Here is a 25,372-nt window from a genome sequence, read left to right as displayed (position 1 = left end):
GGTTGTGGCTGTGCCTCAGACCGCCGGCACGTGGAAGAAGGTGTCGCGCGCGGCGATGCGGCCCTGCGGCGTCATCCGGAAGAAGTCCGCGAACCGCAGCTCGACCTCGCCGCCGTCGTGCAGCACGCCGCGGAACAGGCCGTGCACCGCCACCTCGTCGCCGGTGGTGACCACGGTGGCCAGGGTGTGGGTGCCGGCGCGGATCACCCGCTGGTCGCGGTAGAAGTGCTCCAGTGCGGCGTGCCCGACCATGGGCGGGTACCCGGGGCGGTGGTAGCGGGCGTCGGGGGTGAACAGGGCGACCAGCGCGGGCACGTCGCCGGCGTCGACCAGCTCGTAGTACCGGCGGACCTGGGACTCCGCCGGCGCTACGGCGGTCGGTGCTTCCGGTGTCGCGGGCGGTGCCGGGGTGTCGTCGGGCTGGGAGAGGGTGTGGACCATGCCGAAGGTGCTTCCTGTGATCGCCCTCAGGGGCTCAGGGTCGGGTACGGGGTGAGAGGACCGGTACGGACGCGGCGTCCGGGGCCTCCTCCAGGGCTTCGACCAGGCGCGCCGGGGTGGGTGCCTGGAACAGGGCGCCGAGGGTGAGGTCCCGGCCGAACCGCACCCGCACCCGGTTGACCAGCCGGGTCGCGAGCAGGGAGTTGCCGCCGAGCGCGAAGAAGCCGTCGTCGACGCCGACCTCGGGGCGGCCGAGCACCTCGGCGAACAGCGCGCACATCGTCCGCTCCGCCGGGGTGCGCGGCCCGGGCCCGGACGGTGCCGGCTCGGGGTCGGGGACGGGCAGCGCGGCCCGGTCGATCTTCCCCCTGGGTGTCAGGGGGAAGGCGTCGAGCACGACGATCGCCGAGGGCACCATGTAGTCCGGCAGGGCCGCGGCGGCGTGCTCCCGCACCGAGGCCGGGTCGAGCGCCGGGTCGAGCGCCGGGTCGAGCGCCGGGTCGAGCGCCGGGGCCCCGGCCGGGACGACGTAGCCGATCAGACGCCGGCCGGAGGAGGCGCCCGGGCCGGCGACCACGGTCGCCTGGGCGACGGCGGGGTGCCCGGCCAGGACCGCCTCGATCTCGCCGAGTTCGATGCGGAAGCCGTGGAGCTTGACCTGTTCGTCCGCGCGGCCGAGGAACTCCAGCTCCCCCTCGGCGTTCCAGCGGACCACGTCGCCCGTGCGGTACATCCGCTCGCCCGGTTCGCCGAACGGGCACGGCACGAACTGGGCGGCCGTCCGGCGGGGGTCGTTCAGGTACCCGCGCGCCACGCCCGCACCGGCGACGTACAGCACGCCGGCCACCCCCGGCGGCACCGGGGACAGCGCCTCGTCCAGGACGTACACCCGCCGGTTGTCCACCGGCCGGCCGAGGGGGACGACGTCGGGCACGGCCTGGCCGGGGCGGAGCACCCGGCGGGTGGTGAACGTGGTGGCCTCGGTCGGGCCGTACCCGGCGACCACCACGGAGTCCGGGCAGCGGTCCAGGACGCGCCGCACCGCGTCGGCCGGCACGATGTCGCCGCCGGTCCACACCTGGCCGACCCCGGCCAGCGTGCCCGGGGACTCCTCGGCGAACACCCGGAACAGCCCGGCCGTCAGCCAGAGCGCGCCGACCCGGTGGTCGACGATCTGCCGGTGGAGGTCCGCGAGCGCCAGCTCCCCGGGCGGGGCCACGACCACCCGGCCGCCGTTGAGCAGCGGCACCCACCACTCGTAGGTCGAGGCGTCGAAGGCGTGCGGGGAGTGCGCGAGGACGCGCGGGCCATCCTCCTCACGCCAACAGCCTTGCGCGGTCAGGCTGATGACATTGCGGTGACTCAGGGCCACGCCCTTCGGCGTGCCCGTGGAGCCCGAGGTGTACAGGACGCAGACCAGGTGGTCCGGGCGCAGCGGCACGACGGGGTCGGTGGCCGGCTGGTCGGCGAGGCCGGGGTCGGCGTCGACGACGACACCGGGGGTGCCGAGGGACGGCGCGTGGTCCCGGGTGGCCCCGTGGGTGAGCAGCACCGCCGCCCCGGTGTCGTCCAGGACGCGGCGCAGGCGGGCCGTCGGGGCCCGGGTATCCAGGGGTACGTAGGCGCCGCCGGCCTTGCCGACCGCCAGGACCGCCACCACCACGTCGACGGAGCGTTCCATGAGCACGGCCACCGTGCTGTCGCAGCGGACGCCGAGGGCGATGAGCCGGTGGGCCAGCCGGTTGGCCCGGGCGTTCAACTCCGCGTAGGACAGGGTGGTTTCGCCGCACACCACGGCGGGCGCGTCGGGGGTGCGCGCGACCTCGGCCGCGAAGGCCGACGGCACCGTCGGGTGCGGCAGGGGCCGCGTGGTGCGGTTGGCGGCCACGACGGTCCGGTGCCGTTCCTCGGGGGTGAGGAGGTCGGGCCGGCCGATCGGCCGGTCCGGGTCGGCGGCCACCGCGTCCAGGAAGCGGCGGAACCGCTGCTGGTGGGCGGTGAGTTCGGCCTCGGTGTAGAGCGCGGGGTTGGCGTCGAGGTCGAGCCGGGGCTCGGTGCCGTCGGAGCGGTCGTAGACGGAGAAGGAGAGGTCCTCGACCGGCCCGTTGGACAGGTTGTGCACGGTGGCCCGGACGCCCGCGAAGTCCAGGTGGTAGTAGAAGGACATGATGTTGACGACGGGCCCGAACAGGACCCGCTCCGACCGGGCCGGGTCCAGTTCCCTGCGCAGGTCCTCGCTGCGGTGGCGCTGGTGCCCGCGCTGGGCGGCGACCTCCTCGGCCACCTGTCGCGCGAGCACGGACAGGCCCTGCTCGGGGTGGACGCGCAGCCGCAGCGGCACCACGTTCGCCACCATGCCGGGCACGGCCGGCGCGGCGGAGCCGGTGCGCCCGGTCACCGGCATGCTGAGCACGATGTCCCGTTCGCCGCTGAGGCGGTGGAGGTACGCGGCGACCGCGGCGGTGAAGGCGGTGGGCCAGCTCGCCCCGGCGGGTCGCGCGGCCCGCCGCAGCGCGGCCAGGGTGGGCGCGTCGAGACTGCCGGTCCGCCGCAGGAAGCCGTCCGAGGCGGGCGCCGAGCGGCTGGCGAGGCTGACCGGGTCCGGTCGTCCGGCCAGCCGGGCCACCCAGAACTCCCGGTCCCGCTCGGGCTGTTCGGAGGCGTGGTAGGCGGCGTCGTGCGCCAGCAGGGCGCTCAGCGGCCCGAAGGCCGGCCCTGCCCCGGCCCGGCCCCCGACCAGTCCGGTGTAGGTCTTGGCGACGCGGCGCGCGATGAGCGACATGCTGAAGCCGTCGACCACGATGTGGTGGACGCGCTGGTACCAGAGGAAGCGGTCCGGTGCGACGGCGAACAGGGCCTGGCGGAACAGCGGGTCCCGGGTGAGCCCGAGCGGGGTGGACAGGTCGGCGCGCATCCAACGCTCGGCCTCCCCCAGCGGGTCCGGCGTCGAGGTGAGGTCAACGTGGTCCATCGTCCAGTCGGGCGACGCGGTGACAACCTGCCGGGGGCCGTCGGCGCCGTCGGTGAGGCGGACGCGCAGGGACTCGGTCTCGTCCACCACGCGCCGTACGGCCGTCTCGAACAGCTCCGGGTCGATCGGCCCGGGGATGTCCACGTACTCGCCGGTGTTGTAGGCGGGGCTGCCGGGGCGCAGGTGGTGGGCGAACCAGATGCCGGACTGCGCCGACGACAGCGGCAACTCGTGTCGGTCGCTCATCCGAGCTCCTCCAGGACGGCCGACAGCGCGTCGGCGAAGGGGGCGACGTGCGGCGGCGACAGCATGTCGTGGTGGTTGCCGGGGACCTCGACCACGCTCAACGCCCCCCGGGTGCGGTCCCGCCACCGGGCGGGGACCACGACCGGGCCGCCGAGTTCGGGGTGGGTCTCGGCGCTGGTGAACAGGTGGATCGGTGTCCGCAGCCGTGCCGTCGACCGGTAGCGCCGGGCGGCGGCGCCGTTGGCGGTGAACACCCGTGCCATGCGCCGCAGTTGTTCGGTGCGCACGTGCGAGGGAAGGTGCTCGCGGCCGTCCGCGTCGTGGAGCAGCAGGGCGAGGGCGGCCTCCTCGTCGAGCTCGTGGAGGTCCCCGCCCTCCCTGTCGGCGGCTTCATCGGTGGACGCGGGCGCTCCGACGTCGATGATCCCGAGGAACCCCGGCGGGTTCCCCTGCTCCTCCAGCAGGCGGGCCAGCTCGAAGGCGACCAGCCCGCCGAAGGACCAGCCGGCCAGCAGGTACGGGCCGTCGGGCAGGACGGACCGCAGCTCGCGCAGGTAGCGCTGCGCCTGCTCCTCGACGGTGGCCAGGGGCGGCTCGTCGGTGTTGTAGCCGACGGCCTCCAGGCCGTAGACGGGCCGGGCGGCGTCAACTGGGGATTCGGCGAGCTGTCCGGCCAGGTGGAGGAAGGAGCACACGTCGCCGCTCTGCGGGTGCACCAGGATCAGCGGCGCCCGGCGGCGGTCCCCCTCGGCCAGCGGAACGACCAGCCGGCGCAGGGCCCGCGCCGCGTTGGGCAGTTCCGCGCACAGCCCCTCGACGGTGGGGTGGCGGAACACCGTATTCAGCGGCACGGTCACCCCCCACTCCCGCCGGACGGCCTCCACCAGCTCGACCGCCCTCAGGGAGTGCCCGCCCAGCGCGAAGAAGTCGTCCCGGACGCCGACCCTCGGGGTGCCCAGCACGCGCTCCCAGATCCTGGTCATCAGGAGTTCCGGCAGGTCCCGTGGCGGGAGCGCACCGGCCCCGTGGTCGTGGCGGGCGGGCTCGGGCAGGGCCGCGCGGTCCACCTTGCCGTTGGTGGTCAGGGGGATCCGGTCGAGCGCGGTCAGCGTCGTGGGCACCATGAACTCGGGCAGGGTCTCGCGCAGGGAGCGCCGCACGGCCGCCAGGTCAGCGGGCCCGTCCTGCCACACCAGGTAGCCGGCCAGTTCGGCGTCCGTCCCGCCGCCGCGCACCGTCACCGCGGCCCTGGCGACACCGGGCTGCGCGCACAGCGCGGCCTCGATCTCGCCCAGCTCGATGCGGTACCCGCGGATCTTCACCTGCTCGTCGGTGCGGCCGAGGAAGACCAGGCTGCCGTCCGGCAGGTACCGCGCCAGATCGCCGGTCCGGTACAGTCGGCCGCCGTCCACGCCGAACGGGTCGGGCACGAAGCGCTCGGCGGTCAGCCCCGGCCGGTTGGCGTACCCGCGGGTGACGCCGACCCCGCCGATGTGGATCTCCCCCGGGACGCCGACGGGCACCGGGGCGCCGGCCGGGTCCAGCAGGTAGATCCGGAGGTTGCCGAGCGGCCGGCCGATCGGCACGGACCCACCCGGCCGGGCCAGGTCCCGGTCGGCGTCCACCCGCCGGGTGACGCAGCCGACGGACGCCTCGGTGGGACCGTAGCCGTTCCAGAGCGTGGAGACCCGGTCGAGGAGCCGCCGGGCCAGGGCGGGCTGGAGCGGTTCGCCCACGCAGATCGCCTGGAACCGGCCGCCCTGCCAGCCGCCGTCCAGCAGCAGGAGCCAGGTGGCCGGGGTGGCCATGAGCGTGGTGACGCCGAACTCGCGCATCATCTCCGTCAGGCGCGGGCCGTCGACCGCGACCTCCGACGGGGCGATCACCACGCTCGCGCCCCAGGCCAGCGGCATGAGCACCTGGGGGACGATGACGTCGAAGGAGATCGAGGCCACCGAGGCGACGACGTCGGACCCGTCGAGGTCCAGCTGGCGACCGCGGACCACCAGGTAGTTGACCACGCCCTCGTGCGGGACCAGCACGGCCTTGGGGCGGCCGGTCGAACCGGAGGTGTAGATCGAGTACGCCAGGTCGGCGGGCGTCGCGAGCGGCGGCAGCCGGTCTTCGGACAGGGCCGCGACGAGCGGGGCCTCGGCGTCCAGCCACACCGTCTCGGCGCCGTGCTCCGGCAGCCGGTCGTCCAGGGAGCGCCGGGTGAGCAGCAGCGGCACGTCGGCGTCGGCGAGCATGAACGACATGCGCTGGGCCGGGAGGTCCGGGTCCAGCGGCAGGTAGGCGGCGCCCGACTTGAGGACGGCCAGCAGGGCCACGACCAGCTCCGCCGAGCGCGGCAGGCAGACGCCGACCAGGCGTTCCGGCCGGGCTCCCCGGGCTCGCAGGTGCCGGGCCAACTGATTGGCCCGGCCGTCGAGTTCCCGGTAGGTCAGTCGCTCGCCTCCGCAGCGGACCGCCACCGCGTCGGGGGTCAGCCGGGCCCGCTCCTCGACCAGCTCGTGCACGCAGAGCTCGGCGGGGAAGGGTTCGTCGGTGGCGTTGGCGGCCACCAGCAGCGCCTCGCGCTCGGCCTCGGTGAGCAGGTCCAGGCGGGAGACGGGACGGTCGGGGTCGTCGGCCGCGGCGTCCAGCAGCCGGAGGTAGTGGCCGACCAGGCGCTCCACGCTCGCGCGGTCGAACAGGGCGGTGTCAAAGGCCACGGTGCCGGTCGTGCCTGCCACGCTGCTCGTCCCGCTCGTGCCTGCCGTGCCGTCCGGGCCGCCCGGCCGGTCGGCGATCACCAGGCTGAGGTCGACCTTGGCCGTGCCGTTGTCGACCTCCAGCTGTTCGACCTCCGCCCCGGCCAGCCGGAGGGAGGCGGTCGGGTCGGACAGGCCGGCGACCATCACCTGGAACAGCGGGTTGCGGTCGAGGCCGCGAGCCGGCCGCAGTTCCTGCACCAGCCGCTCGAACGGCACGTCCTGGTGCGCGTAGGCGTCCAGGGCGGTCCGGCGGACCCGGTCGAGCAGTTCGGCGAAGCCCGGGTCGTCCGCGAGGTCGGTGCGCAGGACCACGGTGTTGATGAACGAGCCCACCAGCGGGTCGAGTTCCGGCCGGGTGCGGCCCGCGACCGGCGTGCCGACCGCCACGTCGGACTGCCCGCTGTAGCGGGCGAGCAGGGCCTGGAACCCGGCCAGCAGCGTCATGAACATCGTCGCGCCGTGCCGCCGGCCCAGCAGCCGCAGGCGCTCGGCCAGTTCCTCGGGCACCGTGAAGGTGATCCGCTCGCCCCGGCCCGTACGGACCGGTCCGCGCGGACGGTCGGTGGGCAGGTCCAGCGGCGACAGCCCGGACAACTGCGCACTCCAGTAGTCCAGTTGGCTCTGCAGGCGGTCGCCGGAGAGCCGGGCCCGCTGCCAGTGGGCGAAGTCCGCGTACTGGATCCGCAAGGGCGGCAGCTCGTGCTCGCGGCCTTCCAGCCGGCTCCGGTACATCGCCGACAGGTCGTCCCACAGCAGCGGCATCGACCAGCCGTCGACCGCGATGTGGTGGACGACCACCACCAGGAGGTGCTCGTCCTCGCCGACCCGCAGCAGCGACGCGCGCAGCAGCGGGGCGGCGGCCAGGTCGAAGGGGCGCAGGATCTCGGAGTGGACGAGGTCGAGGGCGAGTTCCGTCCGGCGTTCCGCGGGCTCGGTCCGGAGGTCCGTGACGGGCAGGTCGACCGGCCGGGCCGGCTCCACCGAGGGGACGGGGCGGCCGTCCTCCTCGGGGAAGGCGGTGCGCAGGACTTCGTGGCGCCGCACCAGGTCGGTGAGGCTGTGGCCGAGGGCGGCCAGGTCCAGCGGGCCGCGCAGCCGGAAGACCTCGTGGACGTTGTACAGCGCGGGGCCGTCGGACAGCCGCTCGATCAGCCACATGCGTTCCTGGGTGAACGACGGCACCCGCGCGCCCTCCGGGCGGGGCGGGACCGCGGCCTCCGGCTCGCCCTCGGCTGCCCTGCTCCGGGCCGCGCGGACGCGTTGGTCGAGCAGGGCGCGTAGGCCGGCCCGTGTGGGAGCGGTCGGCTGGCCGGACTCGGGTCGACTGTGCTGTGCCTTCACGGGTGGCGGGCCTTTCCGGCGGGGAGCGGTTCCGCCTCGGCTTCGCCGAGGTCCGCCAGCAGCGCCGCGTCGATGCCGTCGGCGAGTTCGGCGACGGTCGGGTGGTAGAAGAGCAGGACGACCGGCAGTTCGAGGTCGAGCGCCCGGCCGAGCCGGGACATGACCTTCGAGGCGAGCAGCGAGTGGCCGCCCAGCTCGAAGAAGTCGCTGTGCACGCCGTCCGGGGTGACTCCGAGCACCTCGGCCCAGGTCTCCAGCACCAGGAGCTCGGTCTCGGTCTCGGCGGCGCCGGCCTGGGAGGCGTCGGGCCGCGGGGCCACGGGGTGCACGGTGGGAGCAGAGGAGCCCACGCGGAGGCCGGGCGGGGTCTGCCAGGCGGAGATCGGCCGCTCGGGAGCGCCGACGAGGTGGTCGAGCAGCGCTGTGAAGCCCTCGGCGAGCTGCCTCACCGTGTCGCGCTCGAAGAGGTCGGCGGCGTAGCGGATGACGCCGGTGAGGCGGTCGCCGAGGTCCGTCAGGGAGACCTCGATGTCGAACTTCGCCACGTCGTTGGGTATCTGATGGCTGCTCACCTCCAGTCCCGGAAGGCCGGACGGGAGCGCGGGCGGATCCTCCAGCTGGAACATGACGGTGACCAGCGGGTGCTGGCCGAGGTCACGCTCGGGCCGCAGCTCCTGCACCAGCCGCTCGAAGGGGACGTCCTGGTGGGCGTAGGCCTCCACCGCGCACTGCCGCACCCGGGCGAGCACGTCGGTGAAGCCGGGGTCGCCGGACAGGTCGGTGCGCAGGACGAGGGTGTTGACGAAGAAGCCGACCAGCGGCTCCACCTCGATCCGGGTCCGCCCGGAGATCGGGGTGCCCACCGTCACGTCGGCCTGTCCCGTGCAGCGCGCGAGCAGGACCTGGAAGGCGGCCAGCAGCGTCATGAACGGCGTCACCTCGTGGGCGCGCCCCAGTGCGCGGATCCGGTCGGCGAGGTCCGCCGGGATCTCGATCTCGACCTGGTCGCCCCGACCGGACCACGCCGCGGGGCGCTCCCGGTCCGTCGGGAGCACCGACGGGACCAGGTCGGCCAAGTGCTGGCGCCAGTAGTCGAGTTGACCTTGCAGCGCGGGTCCGGCCAGGTGGTTCCGCTGCCAGTGCGCGAAGTCGGCGTACTGGACGGGCAGGTCCGGCAGGGCGATCGGCCGGCCGTCGACGGCGGCGCCGTACCCGGCGGAGAACTCCTGCCACAGCACCGGCAGCGACCAGCCGTCGCAGGCGATGTGATGGATCACCAGGACCAGCAGGTGGTCGTCGGGGGCGACGCGGATCAGTCGGGCCCGCAGCATCGGGGCGGCGCCGAGGTCGAAGGGGGCCGCCAGGTCGGCGGCCACCAGCTCCCGGGCCCGCTGCCAAGCCTGCTCCGCCGGGGTGTGCGCCAGGTCGGTGATCGTCGGCACGAAGGTCCCGACCGGCTCCGTGACGTGGCACGGGCCGTCCTCGGAGTCGGCGATCCTGCCGCGCAACACCTCGTGGCGCCGCACGACGTCGGTCAGCGCCCGGACGAGCGCCCCCTGGTCCAGCCGGCCGCGCAGGCGGACCGCGGTCGGGACGTTGTGGTCCGACAGGCCCGGCCGCAGCCGGTCGAGGAACCACAGCCGTTGCTGGGCGAAGGACAACTGGGTCGGAGCGTGCGCGCTCCGATCGGAGCCAGGCATGACGGATCCACCTTTCACGGCGATCGGGCGCGCTAAAGCACCCCGGAAATCCCCTCGCCGATTCGCTTCTTCGCGAACAGTACGGCGGATACTAGGCAGCTCCCGTCTCACTCCGCAAGACAGAGAAGGGGGTCGAAGGCATCAGGACAATCTTTACGCCAGACCCCGCTAATCCTTATGTAGATTGAACACGCTCGACGGCTAGCATCCGCGCGCCCGGCTGCCACACCCTCCCTGACGTGCCGTCATTGTGCAGATCGAGCACACCACTTCCGTGGACGAGCGCCACGTGATAATTCTTCTTTCGCCGGGAAGGCGGCCGGACGGGCCCCTTTCGTGTCGGCCCTTCATTGTTCCGAAAAAGATCGGTGAACCCGTTGCATGAACTCATCCGTTGTCCATAGAGCCCACCCCGTTGCATGAACTCGGAGAAGTCATGATGCAGCAGCCAAGCCTGGTGGGTTCATTCGTCTCGCACGCCACCGACCACCCCGGTGATCCGGCCCTGGTGTGGCACGGGGAGGAGACGACCTACCGCGAACTCCACCGGGCGGCGGAGCGGGAGCGCCTGCGGATCGCCCGGCTCGCCCCGGACGGCGACGAGCCGATCGGCATCCCGGCCGCCAAGTCGCCCTCGACGATCGCCCTGGTGCTCGCCTGCCTGCTGGAAGGGCGGCGCTTCCTGCTGCTGCCGGCGCCCGTACCGGAGGGCGGAACCTCCCCCGCGCCGGCCGAGCGGGCCGGCATCCGGCACGTCCTCTCGCCGGAGGACCCCGGTCCGGACGCCCGGGAGCGGCCGGCCGAACCGAAGCCGCCGCGCGCCACGGAACCCGCCGACGTCTCCTTCATGTTCACCACCTCCGGTTCCACCGGGCAGCCGAAGATCGTGCCGCTGAGCACGGGCGCGGTGGACCGCTTCACCACCTGGGCTGGCGAGCGGTTCGGCATCCGCCGGGGAACGACGGTCCTCAACTACGCGCCGCTCACCTTCGACCTGTGCCTGCTGGACATCTGGGCCACGCTCAAGCACGGCGGCCGCGTCGTCCTGGTCGATCCGGCCCGGGCCACCCAGCCGGGCCACCTGCTGGACCTGCTCTCCCGCCACGAGGTCCAACTCGTGCAGGCGGTACCGATGTTCTACCAACTGCTGGTGGACGCGACCGCGCAGAGCGGCCGCCGGCTCGACACCGTCGAGCACGTCGTCTTCACCGGCGACAGCCTGCCCGCCCGCTGCCTGGCCGAACTTCCGCGCCTGTTCCCCGGCGCGCGGCTCCACAACGTCTACGGCTGCACCGAGACCAACGACAGCTTCCTGCACGAGGTCGACGGCACCGAGCCGCCGGACGGCCCGGTGCCGATCGGGCGCCCGCTGCCCGGAGTCCACGCGGTGATTGTCGGCGCCGACGGCGCGATCGTCACCGGGCCGGGCACCGGCGAACTCCACGTCGCGACGCCCTTCCAGACCGACGGCTACCTGGACCGGGCCCAGGACGCCGACAGGTTCGCGACCCACCACCACGACGGGGAGACCCGGCGCTACTTCCGCAGCGGCGACCTCGTCCGGCGCGACGAGGACGGCCGCGTCACCCTGGAAGGCCGCAACGACCACCAGGTCAAGGTCCGCGGCACCCGGGTCAACACCCACGAGGTCGAACAGGTGCTGCTCGACCACCACGAGGTCGTCGAGGCGGCCGTAGTGGCCGTACCCGACCCGGTGGCCGGCCGCCTGCTGCGCGCCGTGGTCCGCCGCGCCCCGGACAGCCGGCTGAACTCGCTGGCGCTGCGCCGGCACTGCGCGCAGCGCCTCCCGCTCACCGCCGTCCCCTCGACCCTGCGGATCGTGGACGACCCGCTGCCCAGGACGTCCACCGGAAAGATCGACCGCGCGCCCGTCGAGCGCGCCTGCTCCCCCTCCCAGCCCACCGAAGGAACGGCCACGTGAACCACGCCGCGGTAGTCACCCAGTTCATCATCGAGGAGTTCCTGCCCGACGTCGGCCCGAACGAGCTGGACGCCGACTACGACCTCGTGGACGGCGGGGTCATCGACAGCCTCGGCCTGCTCAAGACGATCGCCTGGCTGGAGGACCGCTTCGACGTGCGCGTCGAGGAGTTCGACCTCGACCCGGACAGCTTCCGCTCCGTCGGCTCGATCAGCAGGTTCATCGACCAGGCCCAGCCGCAGCGGACGGACGCCCTCTAGTCATGCACGAGGTGCTGCGAGCGCTGATCCGCCGGGACCGCGCCGTCGACCAGGAGCTGTGGGGGTCCTTCTGGGACCAGCTGCGGGACGGCGCCCTGCGGCCCGGCGAGACGGTGGCGCTGCTGTCCTCGCTGTCCACCCGGATGCCCGACCGGGACACGCTGGTCGCCATGCTCCGCTCGCTGGACGAGCGACGGCCGGCCGTCACCGCGCGGCTGGACGGCACGGCCAACATCGTCGGCACCGGAGGCGGGCCGGCCACGTTCAACATCTCCACCGCGGCGGCCTTCCTCGCCGCGGCCCTGGGCGTCCACGTCGTCAAGACGGGCTCCCGCGCCTACACGGGCACCTGCGGCTCCCACGACCTGCTCGACCGCCTCGGCATCGGACGGACCACCTCGTACGAGCGGACCGAGGAGCGGCTGGAACGCTTCGGCATCGCCTTCCCGGGGACCTTCGTCTACCCGCGGGAGGTGGCGCTGCTGGCCCGGAGCATCGTGCCGATGGACCTGCGGATGATCGGCGGGTTCATCAACTCCGTCGGGCCCTTCCTGGCCGCGGTGCCGGTCTCCGCCCAGCTCGTCGGCGTCTCGGACCGTTCGCTGCTGCCGGCGCTGGGCCGGGTCGCCGCCACCGTCACCGACCGGAGGATCTGGCTCTGCTCCAACGAGCTGGGCATCGACGAGCTCGTCGGCTCCGTCGACAACCTCCTCCTCCCCAATGACGGCACCGACCCGATCCACCTGCCGGCCGAGGCTCCCGCGAGCGCGACCGACGCGATCGCCGAACTGCGGCCCGCCACCGGAGGCGAGGACGTGGTCGAGCACTTCCTCGGCGTGCTCTCCGGAGCGGGGACGGCGCTCGCCACCCGGACCGTCTGCCTGAACGCCGCCGCGCTGGCCGTCGCGAGCGGGCTGATCGACGGGTGGCCGGAGGCGATCCGGGCGGCCGAGGACGCCCTGCGCGGCGGCGCCGCCCGCGACCTCGTCGACCGCCTCCGCACCCGACCGGCGCGTGCGCGGTGAGCGGGTTCTTCGCCCGCCGGCCACCGGACCGGCCCGGCCTGGCCGTGTTCCTCAACGCCGGGGACCCCCCGCTGCCCGTCCTGGCCGACGTGATGCGGATGCTCGACGACTGCCGGGTGGACTGCCTGGAGCTGGCGGTGCCCTTTCCGAACTCGGTCACCGACGGGCCCGTCATCCGCCGCTCGGCACAGCGGGCCCTGGCCGACGGCGTCAGACTCGACGAGGTGCTCGACTTCCTCGCCGGGGTCCTGCCCGGGCTGCGCCACCTGCGGGTGGCCCTGCTGGCCGACTGGAGCCACACGGTCAGGGCCCCGACCGTGCCCGGCTTCGTCCGGCGGGTCGCCGACGCGGGCGTCCACGGGCTGCTGGTCCACGGACTGCCGCCACGGCTGCGGGCCGACTGCCTCGACGCGGTGCGGGCGGCCGGGCTGCCCCTGGTCGCCACCTGCTACGCCGCGTCGGCGCCCGAGGTACAGGCCGCGGCAGCCGACTGCGCCACCGCGTACCTGTACCTGGTGGCCCACTACGGCCGCAGCGGCGGCGGGCTCACCGCCGACCACCGGGAGCTGGCCGCCGCGCTGGCCGCGCTGCGGACGAGGACCACCGCACCGATCGCCGTCGGGTTCGGCGTCCGCTCCCGGGCGGACATCGACCTGCTGCACGGCCTCGGCGCCGACGCCGCGGTCGTGGGCAGCGCCGGGGTCGCCCGGATCGAGCACGCCCTCGCCGAAGGGGCCGACGTGGTCGAGGAGTTCCACACCTTCATCCAGACCGTTTCGCCGTACTCACCAAGCCGCCAGGAGGCACACCGATGATCGTCCGACACCTTGCCGACGTGAAGACCGTGGACTGGGGCAACGGGCTCAGCCGCAGGTTCCTGCTCGAGTCCGACGGCCTCGGCTACACGATGACGGACACCACCGTCCGGGCCGGCACCAAGTCGCGGCTGGAGTACCGCCGCCACCTGGAGGCCTGCTACTGCATCGAGGGGAAGGGCGAGGTCGTGGACACCGACGGCACCTCCCACCCGCTGGAGCCGGGCACGCTGTACGCGCTCGACCGCAACGACGCCCACTTCCTGATCGCGAGCCCGGAGGAGGACCTCCGCCTGGTGTGCGTGTTCTCGCCCGCGTTGCGCGGCGACGAGCGCCACAACCTGGACTCGGCCGACTTCTCCGAGTACTGACAGGGACGGACAGATGATCAGGTGGAACGCCGACCAGCTCGCCCTGGGCGAGGGGATCGCCCAGTGGTGCGAGGAGCTCAGCTCCGGCCATCTCGAAGGGGACGCCGAAGGCGCCTTCCCGTGGGACAAGTGGAAGCTGATCCAGAGGTCCGGGATCCTCGGCCTGCCGTTCGACGAGCAGTGGGGCGGGCTGGGCCAGGACCTGCTCACCACCATGCACGTGCTCGAACGGCTCGGCACCGGGTGCCGTGACGGCGGACTGAACTTCTCGGTCGCCACCCACCTGGTCGGCGTCGGGGTCCCGCTGCAACGGTTCGGCTCGCCGGAGCTCAAGGCGCGCCACCTGCCGGGGATCTGCTCGGGAGAGACGATCGGCGCGCACGCGATCAGCGAGACCGAGAGCGGCTCCGACGCGCTGGCGATGAGGACCACGGCCACCCGCGAGGGCGACGACTTCGTCCTGCGGGGCGGCAAGTCCTTCATCACCAACGGCCCGGTGGCCGACGTGTTCGTGGTGTACGCCCGCACCCACCCGAGCAGCGGCCCGCTCAGCATCACCGCCTTCGTCGTGGAGCGGGACACCCCGGGCCTCGTCATCGGGCCGCCCGTCGCCACCATGGGGCTGCGGACCGCGCCGCTGAGCGAACTGCACTTCGACGACTGCCGGATCCCCGCGTCCGCCGTGATCGGCCGGGTCGGCTCCGGGTTCCTGGTCCTGGACCACGTGATGAAGTGGGAGATCCTCTGCTCCTTCGTCATCAGCACCGGGCAGATGCGCCACCGGCTCGACCGCTGCGTCGAGTACGCCAAGGAACGCGTCCAGTTCGGCAGTCCGATCGGCTCGTACCAGTCGATCTCCCACAAGCTCGTGGAGATGAGCATCGGCCTGGACACCGCGCGGAAGTGGCTCTACGACACGGCCGTCCGGCTGACGCAGGGCGAGAACGTCACGAGGGACATCGCCGTCAGCAAGCTCCTCGCCAGCGAGAGCAACCTCTCCTCCGCCCTGGCCGCCGTGCAGATCTTCGGCGGCAGCGGGTACCTGGCCGAGTACGGGCTGGAGAAGGACCTGCGCGACGCGGTCGCCGGCCCGATCTACTCGGGCACGTCGGAGATCCAGCGCAACCGCGTCGCCGCCATGTTGGGGCTGTGACGCCCGATGCTGCTCAAGATCTGCGGAGCCGCCTCGGCCGAGGACGTGGCCTCGCTCGACCGGGCCGGAGCCGACCTCGTCGGCCTGTGGCACGGCGTCCCGCGAGGTCACGCGAACCTGACGCTCGATCAACTGACCGTGCTCGCCGACGCCGTACGCCTGACGGCACGACTGCGTCCGGTCCTCGTGACCTTCCTCAACGACGCCGAGGCGCTGCGCGCGGCGACGGCCGCGGCCCGGGTGCCGTGGGTCCAACTCCACGGCTACCAGCCGCCGGGACTGGTCCGCGCCCTGAAGGGCAGCACGGACCTCATCGTGGTCAAGGTGCTGCACCTCGGTGCGGACACCCGCGCGGAGCGGTCCCTGATCGCGGCGTACGAACGGGCGGGAACGGACCTCTTCCTGCTGGACGCGGTGGCCGGGGACGGCCGGATCGGCAGCACCGGGCAACCGGCCGACTGCGCGGCCGTCCTCGGGATCGCGGACCGCCTCTCGCGCCCCTTCCTGCTGGCCGGAGGTCTCTCGGCCGACAACCGGGAGGCCTACCGGGCGGTGCTGGACCACCCCCTGTTCCTGGGCATCGACGTGGACACCGCGGCCAGGGACCCCGACGGACGGCTGAGCACCGAGCGGGTCACGGCCGTACGGCGCGGCTGGCGGGTGCCGGACGACGCAGGGGCGGCCGGGAGGCCCGGATGACGGCCGCGTTCATCGAGGCGCTGCTGGACGCCCGCCGACCGGTGATCATGGAGCTCAAGCGCCAGGACGCCACCGGAACCGACCTGTTCGGCGACAGGTCGGCCGCCCGGCTGGTCGCCGACTACCAGGAGGTCGGCGCCCCCTGCCTGTCCGTGGTGACCGGGCGGTGGTTCGGCGGCACCCCGGAACTGCTGCGCGAGGTCGTGGCGGCGACGGACCTGCCCGTACTGCAGAAGGACTTCATCACCCGCCGGAGCCAACTGCACCAGGCCCGCGAGAGCGGCGCGGCCGCGGTCCTGCTCACCGCCGCGCTGCTGCCGCGCGCCACCCTGGGCCACCTGGTCGAACTCGGCCTGAGCCTGGGCCTGACGCCGTTCGTCGAGGTCACCACCGAGGAGGAGATCAGCCGTGTGCCACGCGCCGAGGAGTGCGTGATCGCGGTGAACAACAAGGACATCGGCGACCGCGAACGCGGCGCCGGCGACCTCGGGCGGAGCTCGGCGCTCCTGCCCGCGGTGCTGGGCAGCGGCACCCGGTGCCCGGTGAGCGCCGGGGCCGTCCGCTCCCCCGAGGACGCGGCCCGCCTGCTCCAGGAGGGCTTCGCCGGTGTGCTCATCGGGACGGGCCTCCTGCGCGCCCCCAGCCTGCCTGGCTGGCTGGACGGCCTCGACGCCCACCGTGGCACCCGCGTCGACCCTCGCCACGAACCGGCTCCACCCCCAACCATCGACATCCGGAGGTAACGGCATGACCAGCGAAGCACCCGAGCAGTGGAAGGTCGTCGTCAACGACGAGGAGCAGTACTCGATCTGGTCCGCCGACCGCGAGACCCCGGCGGGCTGGCACGAGGACGGCGTACGGGGCGCGAAGGACGACTGCCTCGCGCACATCGAACGCGTCTGGACCGACATGCGCCCCCGCAGCCTGCGCCTGCGGTCCGTCCCGGAGGAGGGTGGTGCGCAGTGAGCCGGACGCTCGCGCCGCACGGTGCGCGCCCCGCGACCGGGCCCGTGCTCTCCACCACCCTGAACCTCCCGGAGTGCCGGGCCCGGGGCTGGGTCGTCGTCGACTCCATGGTCGACGGCCTGGCCATGGGCGGAACCAGGATGACCCCGACGGTGACCGAGCAGGAGCTGGCCGGGCTCGCCCGGGCGATGACCCACAAGCTGGCGCTGGTCGGCCTGCCCATCGGCGGCGCCAAGGCCGGCATCGCCCCCGATCCGGGCGCCGTCGTCGAACGGCGGGCGGTGATGCGGGAGTTCGGCCGCGCCGCGGCCCCGCTGCTGCACGGCGGGGTGTACCTGGGCTGCGACCAGGGCACCACCTACGCCGACCGGCGGCAGGCCTTCGAGGCCGCCGGGTACGACGTCACCCGCCGCCCCGGCACCACCCGCCTCACCGTCGGCTGGGCCGAACTGTGGGACCACATGGCCGACATCACCGGGTTCGGCGTGGCCGTCGCGGTGCTCGGCGCCCTGCGCGCCTCCGGTGCGCGGACCCCGCAGCGCGTCGCGATCCAGGGCTTCGGCACCGTCGGGCGCGCGGTGGCCGACCACCTGGCCGCCCACGGCCACCTGGTGGTGGCGGTGGCCGACGTCCTGGGCACCGTCGAGGACCAGCGCGGACTGCCCGTCGCCGAACTCACCGCGCTCACCAGCAGCGACGGCACGATCGACCGGAGCCGGCTGCCCGCCCGGGTCACGGTCCACGGGCCCGGGCAGGCCTGGCTGCACGTCGACGCCGACGTGCTGGTGCTGGCGGCCTCCCCCGCCGCGGTCGACGAGGAGGCGGTGCCGGCGGTCCGGGCCCGCCTGGTGGTCGAGGGCGGAAACCTGAGCTGCACCGAACCGGCCCGCCGGCTGCTGCGCGAGGCCGGCCACACCGTCCTGCCGGACGTGGTGGTCAACGTCGGCGGGGCGGCGGCGACCGGGTGCGTGCTCACCGGGCTGGCCCCGTCCGACCTGCCGCTCCCCAAGCTGTCCGGGTGGCTGCGCGACTGGGTCGCCGGCCGGGTCGCCAGGAACTGCGAGCTGGTGCAGGAGCTGAGCGCCTCGGGCAGCGCCGACCCGGTCGCCCAGCTCCTCGGCTCGCGCGCGACCCCGCCCGGCGCCGCCCGATCGGAGGCCCCGGCCGACCGGTGACCGGGCCGGCGGACGCGCCGCCCCGCGGAACGCGGCCTCGCGGCGGGGCGGCGCGGCGCGCCGGCTACTTGACCGAGCCTGCGGTGAGCCCGGAGACGACGTGGCGCTCGATCACCGCGAACAGCACGACGACCGGCACGATGGCCACCAGCGAGGCGGCGAACACGTAGTTCCACTGCACGCTGTAGGCGCCGATCATGTTGTTGATGCCGACCGTGAGCGGCTGCCGGTCGGGCGAGTTGGTGAGGGTCAGGCCCATGATGAACTCGTTCCAGGCCGAGATGAACGTGAAGATCACGGCGGTGACCACGCCGGGCAGCGCCAGCGGCAGGGTGACGCGGAACAGCGCGCCCATGCGACCGTTGCCGTCGATCATCGCGGCTTCCTCCAGTTCCCTGGGGATGGAGCCGATGTAGGCGCTCAGGATCCAGATCGCGAAGGCCAGGTTGAAGGCGGCGTTGGCGAGCACCAGGACGATCGGGGTGTCCAGCAGGTCCAGTGCGAAGAACTCCCGGTAGAGGCCGACCTGAAGGGCGGTGGGCTGGAACATCTGGGTGACCAGCACCAGCAGCAGGAAGGCCTTGCGGCCGCGGAAGCGCACCCGGGCGGTGTAGTACGCGGCGGGCAGGGCGACCAGCAGCACCAGCAGCGTCGAGCCTCCGGCCACCAGCAGGGTGGTCCGCAGGTTCTGGCCGAGCGTGGTGTCCGTCCAGACCCTGGTGAAGGCGGAGAAGTCGAAGTGCGTCGGCAGGTAGGAGTTGTCCCGCAGTTGGCCGGCCGGGCGTCCGCCGGTGATCAGCATCTCGACGTACGGGAGCACGAAGAGCACGGCGAGCGCCCAGGCCAGCGCGGTGAGCAGGACGGTCCGTGCACGCGGGCGGTGCTTCGCCGGCGGCGACTGCGGGGTGGTCACCGGCCCTCCTCCCCGTTCCAGCGGCTGACCTTGAGGAAGACGGCCACCATGAGGACCACGACGACGAAGTTGACCACGGACATCGCGGCGGACTCGGCGACGTCGTAACCGCGCAACATGTACATGAACACGGTGGTGGTGGCGGTGTCGGCGTTCGGGCCGCCCTGGGTCATGCCCCAGATGACCGGGAAGGAGTTGAAGACGTTGATCAGGTTGATCACCAGACCGACCAGGAAGGCCGGGCGCAGCAGCGGCAGGGTGACCTTGCGGTAGGTCTGCCAGGGCGTGGCGCCGTCGACCCTGGCGGCCTCGTGGACCTCCTCGGGGATGGTCTGCAGGCCGGCCAGCAGGGTGTAGGTGGTGAACGGCAGTGAGACGAAGACGGCGACGAGCACCAGCCAGGGCTTCGCGTGGGCGGCGTCGCCGAGCCAGGCCTGGGAGCGGTCGATCAGGCCGAGGTCGAGCAGCAGCCGGTTGAACACGCCGGCGACCTGGTCGAGCATCCAGCGGAAGCCGATCGCGGTCATCAGTACGGAGGCGGCCCAGGGCGCGACGAGCGCCCAGCGGGTGACGCGACGGCCGGGGAAGTTCCGGTTGAACAACTGCGCCAGCGCGAGCGAGATCAGCATGGTCAGGCCGACGACGACGACCGTCCAGACGACGGTCCAGGTCAGCACTCCGGCCAGGCGGGGGTCTCCGAAGAGCTTGCGGTACTTGACCAGGCCGGCCGGGCCGTGGTCGGTGCCGGTGGTGTCGATCTTCCGCAGTGAGGTGGCGACCATCTCGACGACCGGCCACACGACCACGCCGAGGATGAGCACGATGGCCGGGGCCAGCCACGGCAGTGGCCCGAGCCGTTCGAACAGGGCACGGCGCCCGGGTGCGGGGCCCGGGCCCGGGGCCGACGGACGCTTCGGCGGCGCGGCCGGCCGGGCGGGTTCGCCGGGCCGGGCGTCTGTGCTGCTGGGGGATGACACGGTGTCGGGATTCCTTGTTCGCTCGTCCGGGTCACTCACCGGCCTGCTGCGCGGCCTTCTGGAGCGCGTCGAGGGTCTTCTTCGGGTCGCTGACCGCGCTGCCGATCTGCGTCTTGATCTGCGCGGAGACCGCCGGCCAGGTCGGGTCGCTGAGGGGGTAGAACGTGGCGGTGGGCAGGATCTGCAGGAACGGTGCCAGGGCCTGCTCGTCCGGGTCGGCCTGGAGCGCGGTGAGCGCGGACCGGGTGACCGGCAGCAGGCTGTACTCCTTGTCGAACCTCACCGCGTTGTCCCGGCCGTAGGCGAAGTCGAGGAAGGCCTTGACCTGTTCCTTGTGGCCGCCCTTCCTGAAGGCCATCATCCAGTCGGCGACGCCGAGGGTGGCCTTTCCGGTGCCGTCCTTGCTGGGCATCGCGGTCCAGGTGACGTCCATGCCCTTGAGGTCGTTCAGCTGGGTGGGGATGCCGTTGAGCATGCCGACCTTGCCGGAGGCGAAGTCCTTGGCCAGGTCGGTGCGGTTGACGGAGGCCGGGCTCTGCTCGGTCAGGCCGGCGTCCACCCAGCTCTTGAGCTGCCCGAAGGTGTCGACGTTGGCCTGCGAGTTGATGCTGTACCGGCCCTTGGCGTCCTGGTAGCCGCCGTGGTTCTCCAGCATCCAGATGAACGACTCGCCCTGCGCCTCCTCCTTGCCCAGCGGCACGCCGAGCGGGATCTCCACGCCGGCGTTCTTCAGCGCGGTGGCGGCGGTGGTGAGGTCGGCCCAGGTCCTGGGCGGGGCGGCCGGGTCGAGGCCGGCCTTCCTGAAGAGCTCGTTGTTGAACAGGAACATCCGGGCGCTGGAGATGAACGGGATGCCGTACCGGGTGCCGTCCTGCTCGCCGGCCTGCGCCATCGCGGGGAGTAGGTCCGCCGCGGTGCTGCCGGAGAGGACCTCCTGGGCCGGGTAGAGCTGGCCGTTCTTGGCGAAGTCCGCGTAGCCGCCGGTCTGCAGGACGTCCGGCTGGTTGCCGTTCTGCACCATCGTCTTGACCTGGGTGTCGATGTCGTTCCAGTTGATGACCTGGAGGTCGACCTTGATCTCGGGGTTCTGCTGCTCGAAGGCCGAGATCACGCCCTGCCAGTACGCCTGACTCGGGTTCTGGCCGTTGGAGCCGTAGTCGGCGGCGACGAACCTGATCGTCGTCACCCCGTCGGCGGAGGTCGAACCGGAGGCCGAGCCCTTGCCGCATCCGGACAGTGCGAGCGTTCCGGCCAGGGTGGCCGCGGACAGGGCGAAAAGGCGCCGCTTCATCTCTGGTACCGCCTTTGCGAGTGGGGGCCGACCCCGCGGTGGCCCGGGTGGGGGATGGTGCGACCTGCACGAAGCTGCGCTGCATGACCACTGTTTGCTCAACATCGAGCAGATGCGCCGAACTGAGTTTGCCTCGCCGGCCGGGTGCCGCAAGGCACTCGGTGGATCAGTATTGCTCACAGATGACGCGTTGGGCTATGAATAGAGCAGTTTCAAGCAGATGCTTGCAGCAGAAAGCGGCGCTCGGTGCGGACCTGTCCCCGAGCGCGCCGCCCGTGCCCCCAGCGAGGAGAGCCAGATGAGTCACGTCGAACGGGAGATCGCCAGCCAACCGGAGTGCTGGCGCAGGGCACTGGAACTGGAGCCCGCAGGACTGCCCGAGCACGGCGAACGGGTGGCCGTGATCGGCTGCGGCACCTCGCTCTACATCGCGCAGGCGTACGCGGGCCTCCGCGAGGGTGCCGGCCTCGGTGAGACCGACGCCTTCGCGGCCTCCGAGTTCCCGGCGGCCCGGGCCTACGACCGCGTCGTCGCCATCACCCGCTCGGGAACCACGACCGAGGTGCTCGCCGCGCTGCGGCGCTGCGGCGGGACGCCGACCGTCGCGCTCACCGGCGACCTCGCCACCCCGATCGGCACGGCCGCCGGCACCGTGGTCGACCTGGAGTTCGCCGACGAGAAGTCGGTGGTGCAGACTCGCTTCGCCACCACCGCGCTGGCGCTGCTGCGCGGCCGCCTCGGGCTCGCCCCCGCCGACCTGGCCGCCCACGCCGAGCGGGCGCTGGCCGCCCCGCTGCCCGAACGGGCCACCGAGGCGGGCCAGTTCACCTTCCTCGGGACCGGCTGGACGGTCGGCCTGGCCCACGAGGCGGCCCTCAAGCTGCGCGAGGCCTCCGGGTCGTGGACCGAGTCCTACCCGGCCATGGAGTACCGGCACGGCCCGATCAGCGTCACCGGCCGCGGCAGCGTGGTGTGGTTCTTCGGCGAGCCGCCGACCGGGCTGGTCGACCAGGTCGAGCCGACCGGCGCCGTGCTGTCGGTGAGCGCGCTGGACCCGATGGCCGACCTGATCCGCGCCCAGCGGCTCGCGGTCGAACTGGCCAAGGGCCGCGGCCTGGACCCCGACCAGCCGCGCAACCTCACCCGCTCCATCGTGCTCACCCGGCCGTGACCGCGACGGCGATCGCCCTCGACGTCGGCGGAACCCACATCAAGGGCGCGGCGGTGGCCGCGGACGGCCGCCTCCGCCACACCGAGCGCTGGTTCACCCGCGCCGAACGCGGGCCGGAGGCCGTCCTCCAGACCGTCCTCGACCGCGCCGCCGAACTCGCCGGGCGCTTCCGCCCGGCCGCCGCGGGGATCGCCGTGCCCGGCATCGTCGACGAGGCGGCCGGCACCGCGGTGCTGGCCGCCAACCTCGGCTGGCGGGACCTGCCCGTCCGGCAGCTGCTGTCCGAACACCTGGGCATCCCGGTCGCGTTCGGGCACGACGTGCGGGCCGGGGGCATCGCCGAGGCCAGGGCCGGCGCCGGCCGAGGCAGCCGCGACTTCCTCTTCGTACCCGTCGGCACCGGGATCGCCGCCGCGCTGATGGTCGACGGGCGGCCGCTCACCGGCAGCCACACCCGGGCCGGCGAGCTGGGCCACCTGGTGGTGCGCCCCGGCGGCGAGCCGTGCGCCTGCGGCCGTCGCGGTTGCGTGGAGACCCTCGCCTCGGCGGCCGCCGTCGCCCGTCGCTACACCGCCGCCACCGGGGAGGCGGGCGTCACCGCCGAGCAGGTCGGCAGGCGCGCCGCGACCGGGGACCGCACGGCCGCCACCGTCTGGCGGGAGGCCGTCGACGCGCTCGCCGACGGCCTGGCGAGCGCGATCACGCTGCTCGACCCCGAGCGGATCGTGATCGGCGGCGGCCTCGCCCGGGCGGGCGAGCCGTACTTCGCGCCACTGCGGACGGCTCTGACGGCGCGGCTCTCCTTCCAGACGATGCCGGAGCTCCTGCCCGCCGAACTCGGCCACGAGGCGGGCTGTTTCGGTGCCGGACTGCTCGCGCGGGACCTTCTGGGCGAGGGAGCGGCGGCGTGATCCTCACCGTCACCCTGAACGCCGCCCTGGACATCACCCACCACCTGGACCGGATGCGCCCGCACGGCAGCAACCGCGTCCGGGCGGTGGCCCAGCGCGCGGGCGGCAAGGGCGTCAACGTCGCCCGGATCCTGCACGCCCTCGGCCACCCGACCGTGGTCACCGGCCTGACCGGCGGCCTCACCGGCCGGGCGATCCGCGCCGAACTGGCGTCCGCCGGCCTGGCCGACCGCATGCTGGCGATCGCGGGCGAGTCACGGCGGACGGTGGCCGTGGTCGAGGAGGACGCCGGGGACACCACGATCCTGCTCGAACCCGGCCCGGTGGTGGGCGTCGGGGAATGGGCGCGGTTCCTCGACCACCTCGACACCCTGCTGCCGCACGCCGCGGCGGCGGTCCTCTCCGGCAGCCTGCCGCGCGGCGTGCCCGAGGACGCCTACGCCCACCTGCTCCGGCTCGCGCACGCGCACGGCGTCCCGGCGGTGCTCGACGCCGACGGGACGGCGCTGAGCACGGCGTTGGCGGCCGGACCGGCCCTGGTCAAGCCGAACGCGGAGGAACTCACCGCCGCCACCGGCCTCACCGATCCGGTGGCCGCCGCCCGCAGGCTGCGGGCCGCGGGCGCCGGTGCGGTGGTCGCCTCGCTCGGCGCCGACGGCCTCGTCGCCGTCACCCCGCACGGCGGTTGGCGCGCCCGCTCGCCCGAGCGGCTGGCCGGCAACCCCACCGGCGCGGGCGACGCCGCGGTCGCCGCGCTCACCCTCGGCCTGGTCCGCGGTGAGCCCTGGCCCGACCGGCTGGCCGAGGCCGTGGCACTGTCCGCGGCCGCCGTCGCCGCACCGCTGGCCGGCGACTTCGACCCCGCCCTCCACCACGCCCTGCGGTCCCGCGTGGACGTCCACCCCTTCGCCACCGAGGAGTCCGACCCATGCCCCTGAGCGGAACCGGCCCGATCGCCGCCGCCGCGGCCGAAGCCGCGTGCGGTGTCGGCGCCTTCAACGTCATCCAGCTGGAGCACGCCCAGGCGATCGTCGCCGGGGCCGAGGCCGCCGGTGCGCCGGTGATCCTGCAGATCAGCGAGAACGCCGTGCGCTACCACGGCGCCCTCGGGCCGATCGGCGCCGCCACGCTGGCCGTCGCCCGGGCCGCGCGGGTGCCGGTCGCGGTCCACCTGGACCACGCCACCTCCGTGGAACTCGTCGGCCAAGCCGTCGAGTTGGGCTTCACCTCGGTGATGTTCGACGCTTCGGCGCTGTCGTACGGGGAGAACGTGCGGGCCACCGCCGAGGTGGTGCGGCGGTGCCACGCCGCGGGCGTCTGGGTGGAGGCCGAACTCGGCGAGGTCGGCGGCAAGGACGGCGTCCACGCCCCGGGTGTGCGCACCGATCCGGCCGAGGCCGCGGCGTTCGTCGCCGCGGCCGGCGTGGACGCGCTCGCGGTGGCCGTCGGCACCTCGCACGCGATGCCCACCCGCGACGCGGCGCTCGACTTCGAGCTCATCGGACGGTTGCGCCGGGCGGTGCCGGTCCCGCTCGTACTGCACGGCTCCTCGGGTGTGGCGGACGGGGACCTCACCGCGGCCGTCGAAGCCGGCATGACGAAGGTCAACATCGCCACCCACCTCAACCGGGTGTTCAGCACCGCCGTCCGCCGGGCCCTGGCCGACGACGCGCGGCTGGTCGACACCCGCCGCTACCTCGGGCCGGCCCGCGCGGCCGTCGCCGCCGAGGTCACCCGGCTGCTCGGCGTCCTCAAGGCGACGGCACCGGCGGCCTGAGCCACCACCACCGCCCGCGGCCCGACCGGGACCACCACGACACACCACGGCCGCCCGTCCCCGCGTGGGGGAGGGCGGCCGTCGGCGTCGCTCAGGCGGGCTTGACGGTGGAGAACCTCTCGCCGCCGACGATCCACCGGCCGCGGCGCATCACCGCGACCAGGTCGTAGCCCTCCGAGTCGACCACGACCAGGTCGGCGAGCTTGCCGGTCTCCAGCGAGCCGATCGAGTCGCCCAGGCCGAGCAGCCGGGCCGGGGTGGCGGACAGCGACTCGACGGCCTGGCCGAGCGTCAGCCTCCCGACGGTGAGGGCTCTTCGGAACACCCGGTCGAGGGTCGCCGTGGACCCGGCGATGGAGCTGCCGTCCGGGAGCATGGCCACGCCGTCCTTGACCTCGACCTGGAGCGGGCCGAGCGGGTAGAGGCCGTCGCCCATGCCGGCCGCGCCCATCGCGTCGGTGATCAGGGCGA

At 73.6% G+C, this 25,372-nt stretch carries 22 protein-coding genes; 14 read left to right on the top strand and 8 right to left on the bottom strand.

Translation table 11 applies throughout. From position 1 onward, the window contains the following. Nucleotides 1-15 precede the first annotated feature (15 nt). From ACFRQN_RS17125 to ACFRQN_RS17110, 4 genes are read right to left on the bottom strand one after another with little or no spacing between them, the layout of a single operon-like run. Nucleotides 16-441, bottom strand: a complete 426-nt coding sequence (locus ACFRQN_RS17125; RefSeq protein ID WP_380741059.1) for a nuclear transport factor 2 family protein — start codon at nt 439-441, stop codon at nt 16-18. 34 nt (nt 442-475) lie between these two features. Next, on the bottom strand, nt 476-3,658 hold the full coding sequence (locus ACFRQN_RS17120) for an amino acid adenylation domain-containing protein (RefSeq protein WP_380741058.1): 3,183 nt from the start codon (nt 3,656-3,658) through the stop codon (nt 476-478). Further along, nucleotides 3,655-7,755: an amino acid adenylation domain-containing protein gene (locus ACFRQN_RS17115; protein ID WP_380741057.1), complete on the bottom strand. Its 4,101-nt coding sequence runs from the start codon at nt 7,753-7,755 to the stop codon at nt 3,655-3,657. Before ACFRQN_RS17115 ends, ACFRQN_RS17120 begins: the two co-directional genes overlap by 4 nt. Beyond that, complete coding sequence (locus ACFRQN_RS17110) at nt 7,752-9,455, bottom strand: condensation domain-containing protein (RefSeq protein ID WP_380741056.1); 1,704 nt, start codon at nt 9,453-9,455, stop codon at nt 7,752-7,754. The genes ACFRQN_RS17115 and ACFRQN_RS17110 overlap by 4 nt, the downstream gene beginning before the upstream one ends. 436 nt (nt 9,456-9,891) lie before the next feature. Between ACFRQN_RS17110 and ACFRQN_RS17105 the strand changes: the two genes are divergently transcribed. Genes ACFRQN_RS17105 through ACFRQN_RS17060 form a run of 10 tightly spaced genes read left to right on the top strand, consistent with a single transcriptional unit; the run spans nt 9,892 to nt 17,861 of the window. Continuing rightward, nucleotides 9,892-11,397, top strand: coding sequence for an AMP-binding protein (locus ACFRQN_RS17105; RefSeq protein WP_380741055.1), 1,506 nt, complete (start codon nt 9,892-9,894; stop codon nt 11,395-11,397). Next, the gene (locus ACFRQN_RS17100) at nt 11,394-11,657 is read left to right on the top strand and encodes a phosphopantetheine-binding protein (protein WP_074005830.1); all 264 of its coding nucleotides are present in this window, start codon (nt 11,394-11,396) and stop codon (nt 11,655-11,657) included. The genes ACFRQN_RS17105 and ACFRQN_RS17100 overlap by 4 nt, the downstream gene beginning before the upstream one ends. A gap of 2 nt (nt 11,658-11,659) precedes the next feature. Further along, nucleotides 11,660-12,682, top strand: coding sequence for an anthranilate phosphoribosyltransferase (locus ACFRQN_RS17095; RefSeq protein ID WP_380741054.1), 1,023 nt, complete (start codon nt 11,660-11,662; stop codon nt 12,680-12,682). Next, nucleotides 12,679-13,497, top strand: a complete 819-nt coding sequence (gene trpA / locus ACFRQN_RS17090) for a tryptophan synthase subunit alpha (protein ID WP_380741053.1) — start codon at nt 12,679-12,681, stop codon at nt 13,495-13,497. Before ACFRQN_RS17095 ends, trpA begins: the two co-directional genes overlap by 4 nt. Then, nucleotides 13,494-13,868, top strand: a complete 375-nt coding sequence (locus tag ACFRQN_RS17085) for an ectoine synthase (RefSeq protein ID WP_049650325.1) — start codon at nt 13,494-13,496, stop codon at nt 13,866-13,868. The genes trpA and ACFRQN_RS17085 overlap by 4 nt, the downstream gene beginning before the upstream one ends. A gap of 13 nt (nt 13,869-13,881) precedes the next feature. Then, nucleotides 13,882-15,021: an acyl-CoA dehydrogenase family protein gene (locus ACFRQN_RS17080; RefSeq protein WP_049650324.1), complete on the top strand. Its 1,140-nt coding sequence runs from the start codon at nt 13,882-13,884 to the stop codon at nt 15,019-15,021. Nucleotides 15,022-15,027: 6 nt separating this feature from the next. Further along, on the top strand, nt 15,028-15,720 hold the full coding sequence (locus ACFRQN_RS17075; RefSeq protein WP_380741052.1) for an N-(5'-phosphoribosyl)anthranilate isomerase: 693 nt from the start codon (nt 15,028-15,030) through the stop codon (nt 15,718-15,720). Beyond that, nucleotides 15,717-16,463, top strand: coding sequence for an indole-3-glycerol-phosphate synthase (locus ACFRQN_RS17070; protein WP_380741051.1), 747 nt, complete (start codon nt 15,717-15,719; stop codon nt 16,461-16,463). Before ACFRQN_RS17075 ends, ACFRQN_RS17070 begins: the two co-directional genes overlap by 4 nt. 4 nt (nt 16,464-16,467) lie before the next feature. Next, complete coding sequence (locus ACFRQN_RS17065; RefSeq protein ID WP_049650321.1) at nt 16,468-16,686, top strand: MbtH family NRPS accessory protein; 219 nt, start codon at nt 16,468-16,470, stop codon at nt 16,684-16,686. Next, on the top strand, nt 16,683-17,861 hold the full coding sequence (locus ACFRQN_RS17060) for a Glu/Leu/Phe/Val dehydrogenase dimerization domain-containing protein (protein ID WP_380741050.1): 1,179 nt from the start codon (nt 16,683-16,685) through the stop codon (nt 17,859-17,861). The genes ACFRQN_RS17065 and ACFRQN_RS17060 overlap by 4 nt, the downstream gene beginning before the upstream one ends. A gap of 64 nt (nt 17,862-17,925) precedes the next feature. Here ACFRQN_RS17060 and ACFRQN_RS17055 read toward each other — a convergent pair whose 3' ends face one another. The 3 genes from ACFRQN_RS17055 to ACFRQN_RS17045 are packed head-to-tail and all read right to left on the bottom strand — an operon-like array spanning nt 17,926 to nt 21,042. Further along, the gene (locus tag ACFRQN_RS17055; protein WP_117486236.1) at nt 17,926-18,774 is read right to left on the bottom strand and encodes a carbohydrate ABC transporter permease; all 849 of its coding nucleotides are present in this window, start codon (nt 18,772-18,774) and stop codon (nt 17,926-17,928) included. After that, nucleotides 18,771-19,751 (bottom strand): carbohydrate ABC transporter permease, encoded by a 981-nt coding sequence (locus ACFRQN_RS17050; protein WP_380741049.1) that lies wholly within the window; start codon nt 19,749-19,751, stop codon nt 18,771-18,773. Before ACFRQN_RS17050 ends, ACFRQN_RS17055 begins: the two co-directional genes overlap by 4 nt. Before the next feature lie 31 nt (nt 19,752-19,782). Continuing rightward, the gene (locus ACFRQN_RS17045; protein ID WP_380741048.1) at nt 19,783-21,042 is read right to left on the bottom strand and encodes an extracellular solute-binding protein; all 1,260 of its coding nucleotides are present in this window, start codon (nt 21,040-21,042) and stop codon (nt 19,783-19,785) included. Nucleotides 21,043-21,340: 298 nt separating this feature from the next. Between ACFRQN_RS17045 and ACFRQN_RS17040 the strand changes: the two genes are divergently transcribed. The 4 genes from ACFRQN_RS17040 to ACFRQN_RS17025 are packed head-to-tail and all read left to right on the top strand — an operon-like array spanning nt 21,341 to nt 24,901. Then, the gene (locus ACFRQN_RS17040) at nt 21,341-22,213 is read left to right on the top strand and encodes an SIS domain-containing protein (protein ID WP_380741047.1); all 873 of its coding nucleotides are present in this window, start codon (nt 21,341-21,343) and stop codon (nt 22,211-22,213) included. Continuing rightward, nucleotides 22,210-23,124, top strand: a complete 915-nt coding sequence (locus ACFRQN_RS17035; protein ID WP_375874694.1) for an ROK family protein — start codon at nt 22,210-22,212, stop codon at nt 23,122-23,124. The genes ACFRQN_RS17040 and ACFRQN_RS17035 overlap by 4 nt, the downstream gene beginning before the upstream one ends. Further along, nucleotides 23,121-24,062 (top strand): 1-phosphofructokinase family hexose kinase, encoded by a 942-nt coding sequence (locus tag ACFRQN_RS17030; protein WP_380741046.1) that lies wholly within the window; start codon nt 23,121-23,123, stop codon nt 24,060-24,062. Before ACFRQN_RS17035 ends, ACFRQN_RS17030 begins: the two co-directional genes overlap by 4 nt. Then, nucleotides 24,053-24,901 carry a ketose-bisphosphate aldolase gene (locus ACFRQN_RS17025; RefSeq protein ID WP_380741045.1) on the top strand — a complete coding sequence of 283 codons (849 nt, stop codon included), beginning with the start codon at nt 24,053-24,055 and terminating at the stop codon, nt 24,899-24,901. Before ACFRQN_RS17030 ends, ACFRQN_RS17025 begins: the two co-directional genes overlap by 10 nt. 91 nt (nt 24,902-24,992) lie before the next feature. On the opposite strand, the gene ACFRQN_RS17020 is transcribed toward ACFRQN_RS17025, so the two are convergent. Then, the coding region (locus tag ACFRQN_RS17020) for an amidohydrolase family protein (RefSeq protein ID WP_380741044.1) at nt 24,993-25,372 on the bottom strand (380 nt) is incomplete at its 5' end.

Origin of the sequence: Kitasatospora sp. NPDC056800 (assembly GCF_042789775.1) — a bacterium.
GTDB lineage: Bacteria > Actinomycetota > Actinomycetes > Streptomycetales > Streptomycetaceae > Kitasatospora.
This window is presented reverse-complemented; position numbering and strand designations above follow the sequence as displayed.

Coding starts and splice junctions, on each gene's coding strand:
- ACFRQN_RS17045 (WP_380741048.1), bottom strand. CDS start 21,042: ATGAAGCGGCGCCTTTTCGCCCTGTCCGCGGCCACCCTGGCCGGAACG.
- ACFRQN_RS17125 (WP_380741059.1), bottom strand. CDS start 441: ATGGTCCACACCCTCTCCCAGCCCGACGACACCCCGGCACCGCCCGCG.
- ACFRQN_RS17070 (WP_380741051.1), top strand. CDS start 15,717: ATGACGGCCGCGTTCATCGAGGCGCTGCTGGACGCCCGCCGACCGGTG.
- ACFRQN_RS17095 (WP_380741054.1), top strand. CDS start 11,660: ATGCACGAGGTGCTGCGAGCGCTGATCCGCCGGGACCGCGCCGTCGAC.
- ACFRQN_RS17065 (WP_049650321.1), top strand. CDS start 16,468: ATGACCAGCGAAGCACCCGAGCAGTGGAAGGTCGTCGTCAACGACGAG.
- ACFRQN_RS17040 (WP_380741047.1), top strand. CDS start 21,341: ATGAGTCACGTCGAACGGGAGATCGCCAGCCAACCGGAGTGCTGGCGC.
- ACFRQN_RS17080 (WP_049650324.1), top strand. CDS start 13,882: ATGATCAGGTGGAACGCCGACCAGCTCGCCCTGGGCGAGGGGATCGCC.
- ACFRQN_RS17075 (WP_380741052.1), top strand. CDS start 15,028: ATGCTGCTCAAGATCTGCGGAGCCGCCTCGGCCGAGGACGTGGCCTCG.
- ACFRQN_RS17025 (WP_380741045.1), top strand. CDS start 24,053: ATGCCCCTGAGCGGAACCGGCCCGATCGCCGCCGCCGCGGCCGAAGCC.
- ACFRQN_RS17110 (WP_380741056.1), bottom strand. CDS start 9,455: ATGCCTGGCTCCGATCGGAGCGCGCACGCTCCGACCCAGTTGTCCTTC.
- ACFRQN_RS17085 (WP_049650325.1), top strand. CDS start 13,494: ATGATCGTCCGACACCTTGCCGACGTGAAGACCGTGGACTGGGGCAAC.
- ACFRQN_RS17120 (WP_380741058.1), bottom strand. CDS start 3,658: ATGAGCGACCGACACGAGTTGCCGCTGTCGTCGGCGCAGTCCGGCATC.
- ACFRQN_RS17105 (WP_380741055.1), top strand. CDS start 9,892: ATGATGCAGCAGCCAAGCCTGGTGGGTTCATTCGTCTCGCACGCCACC.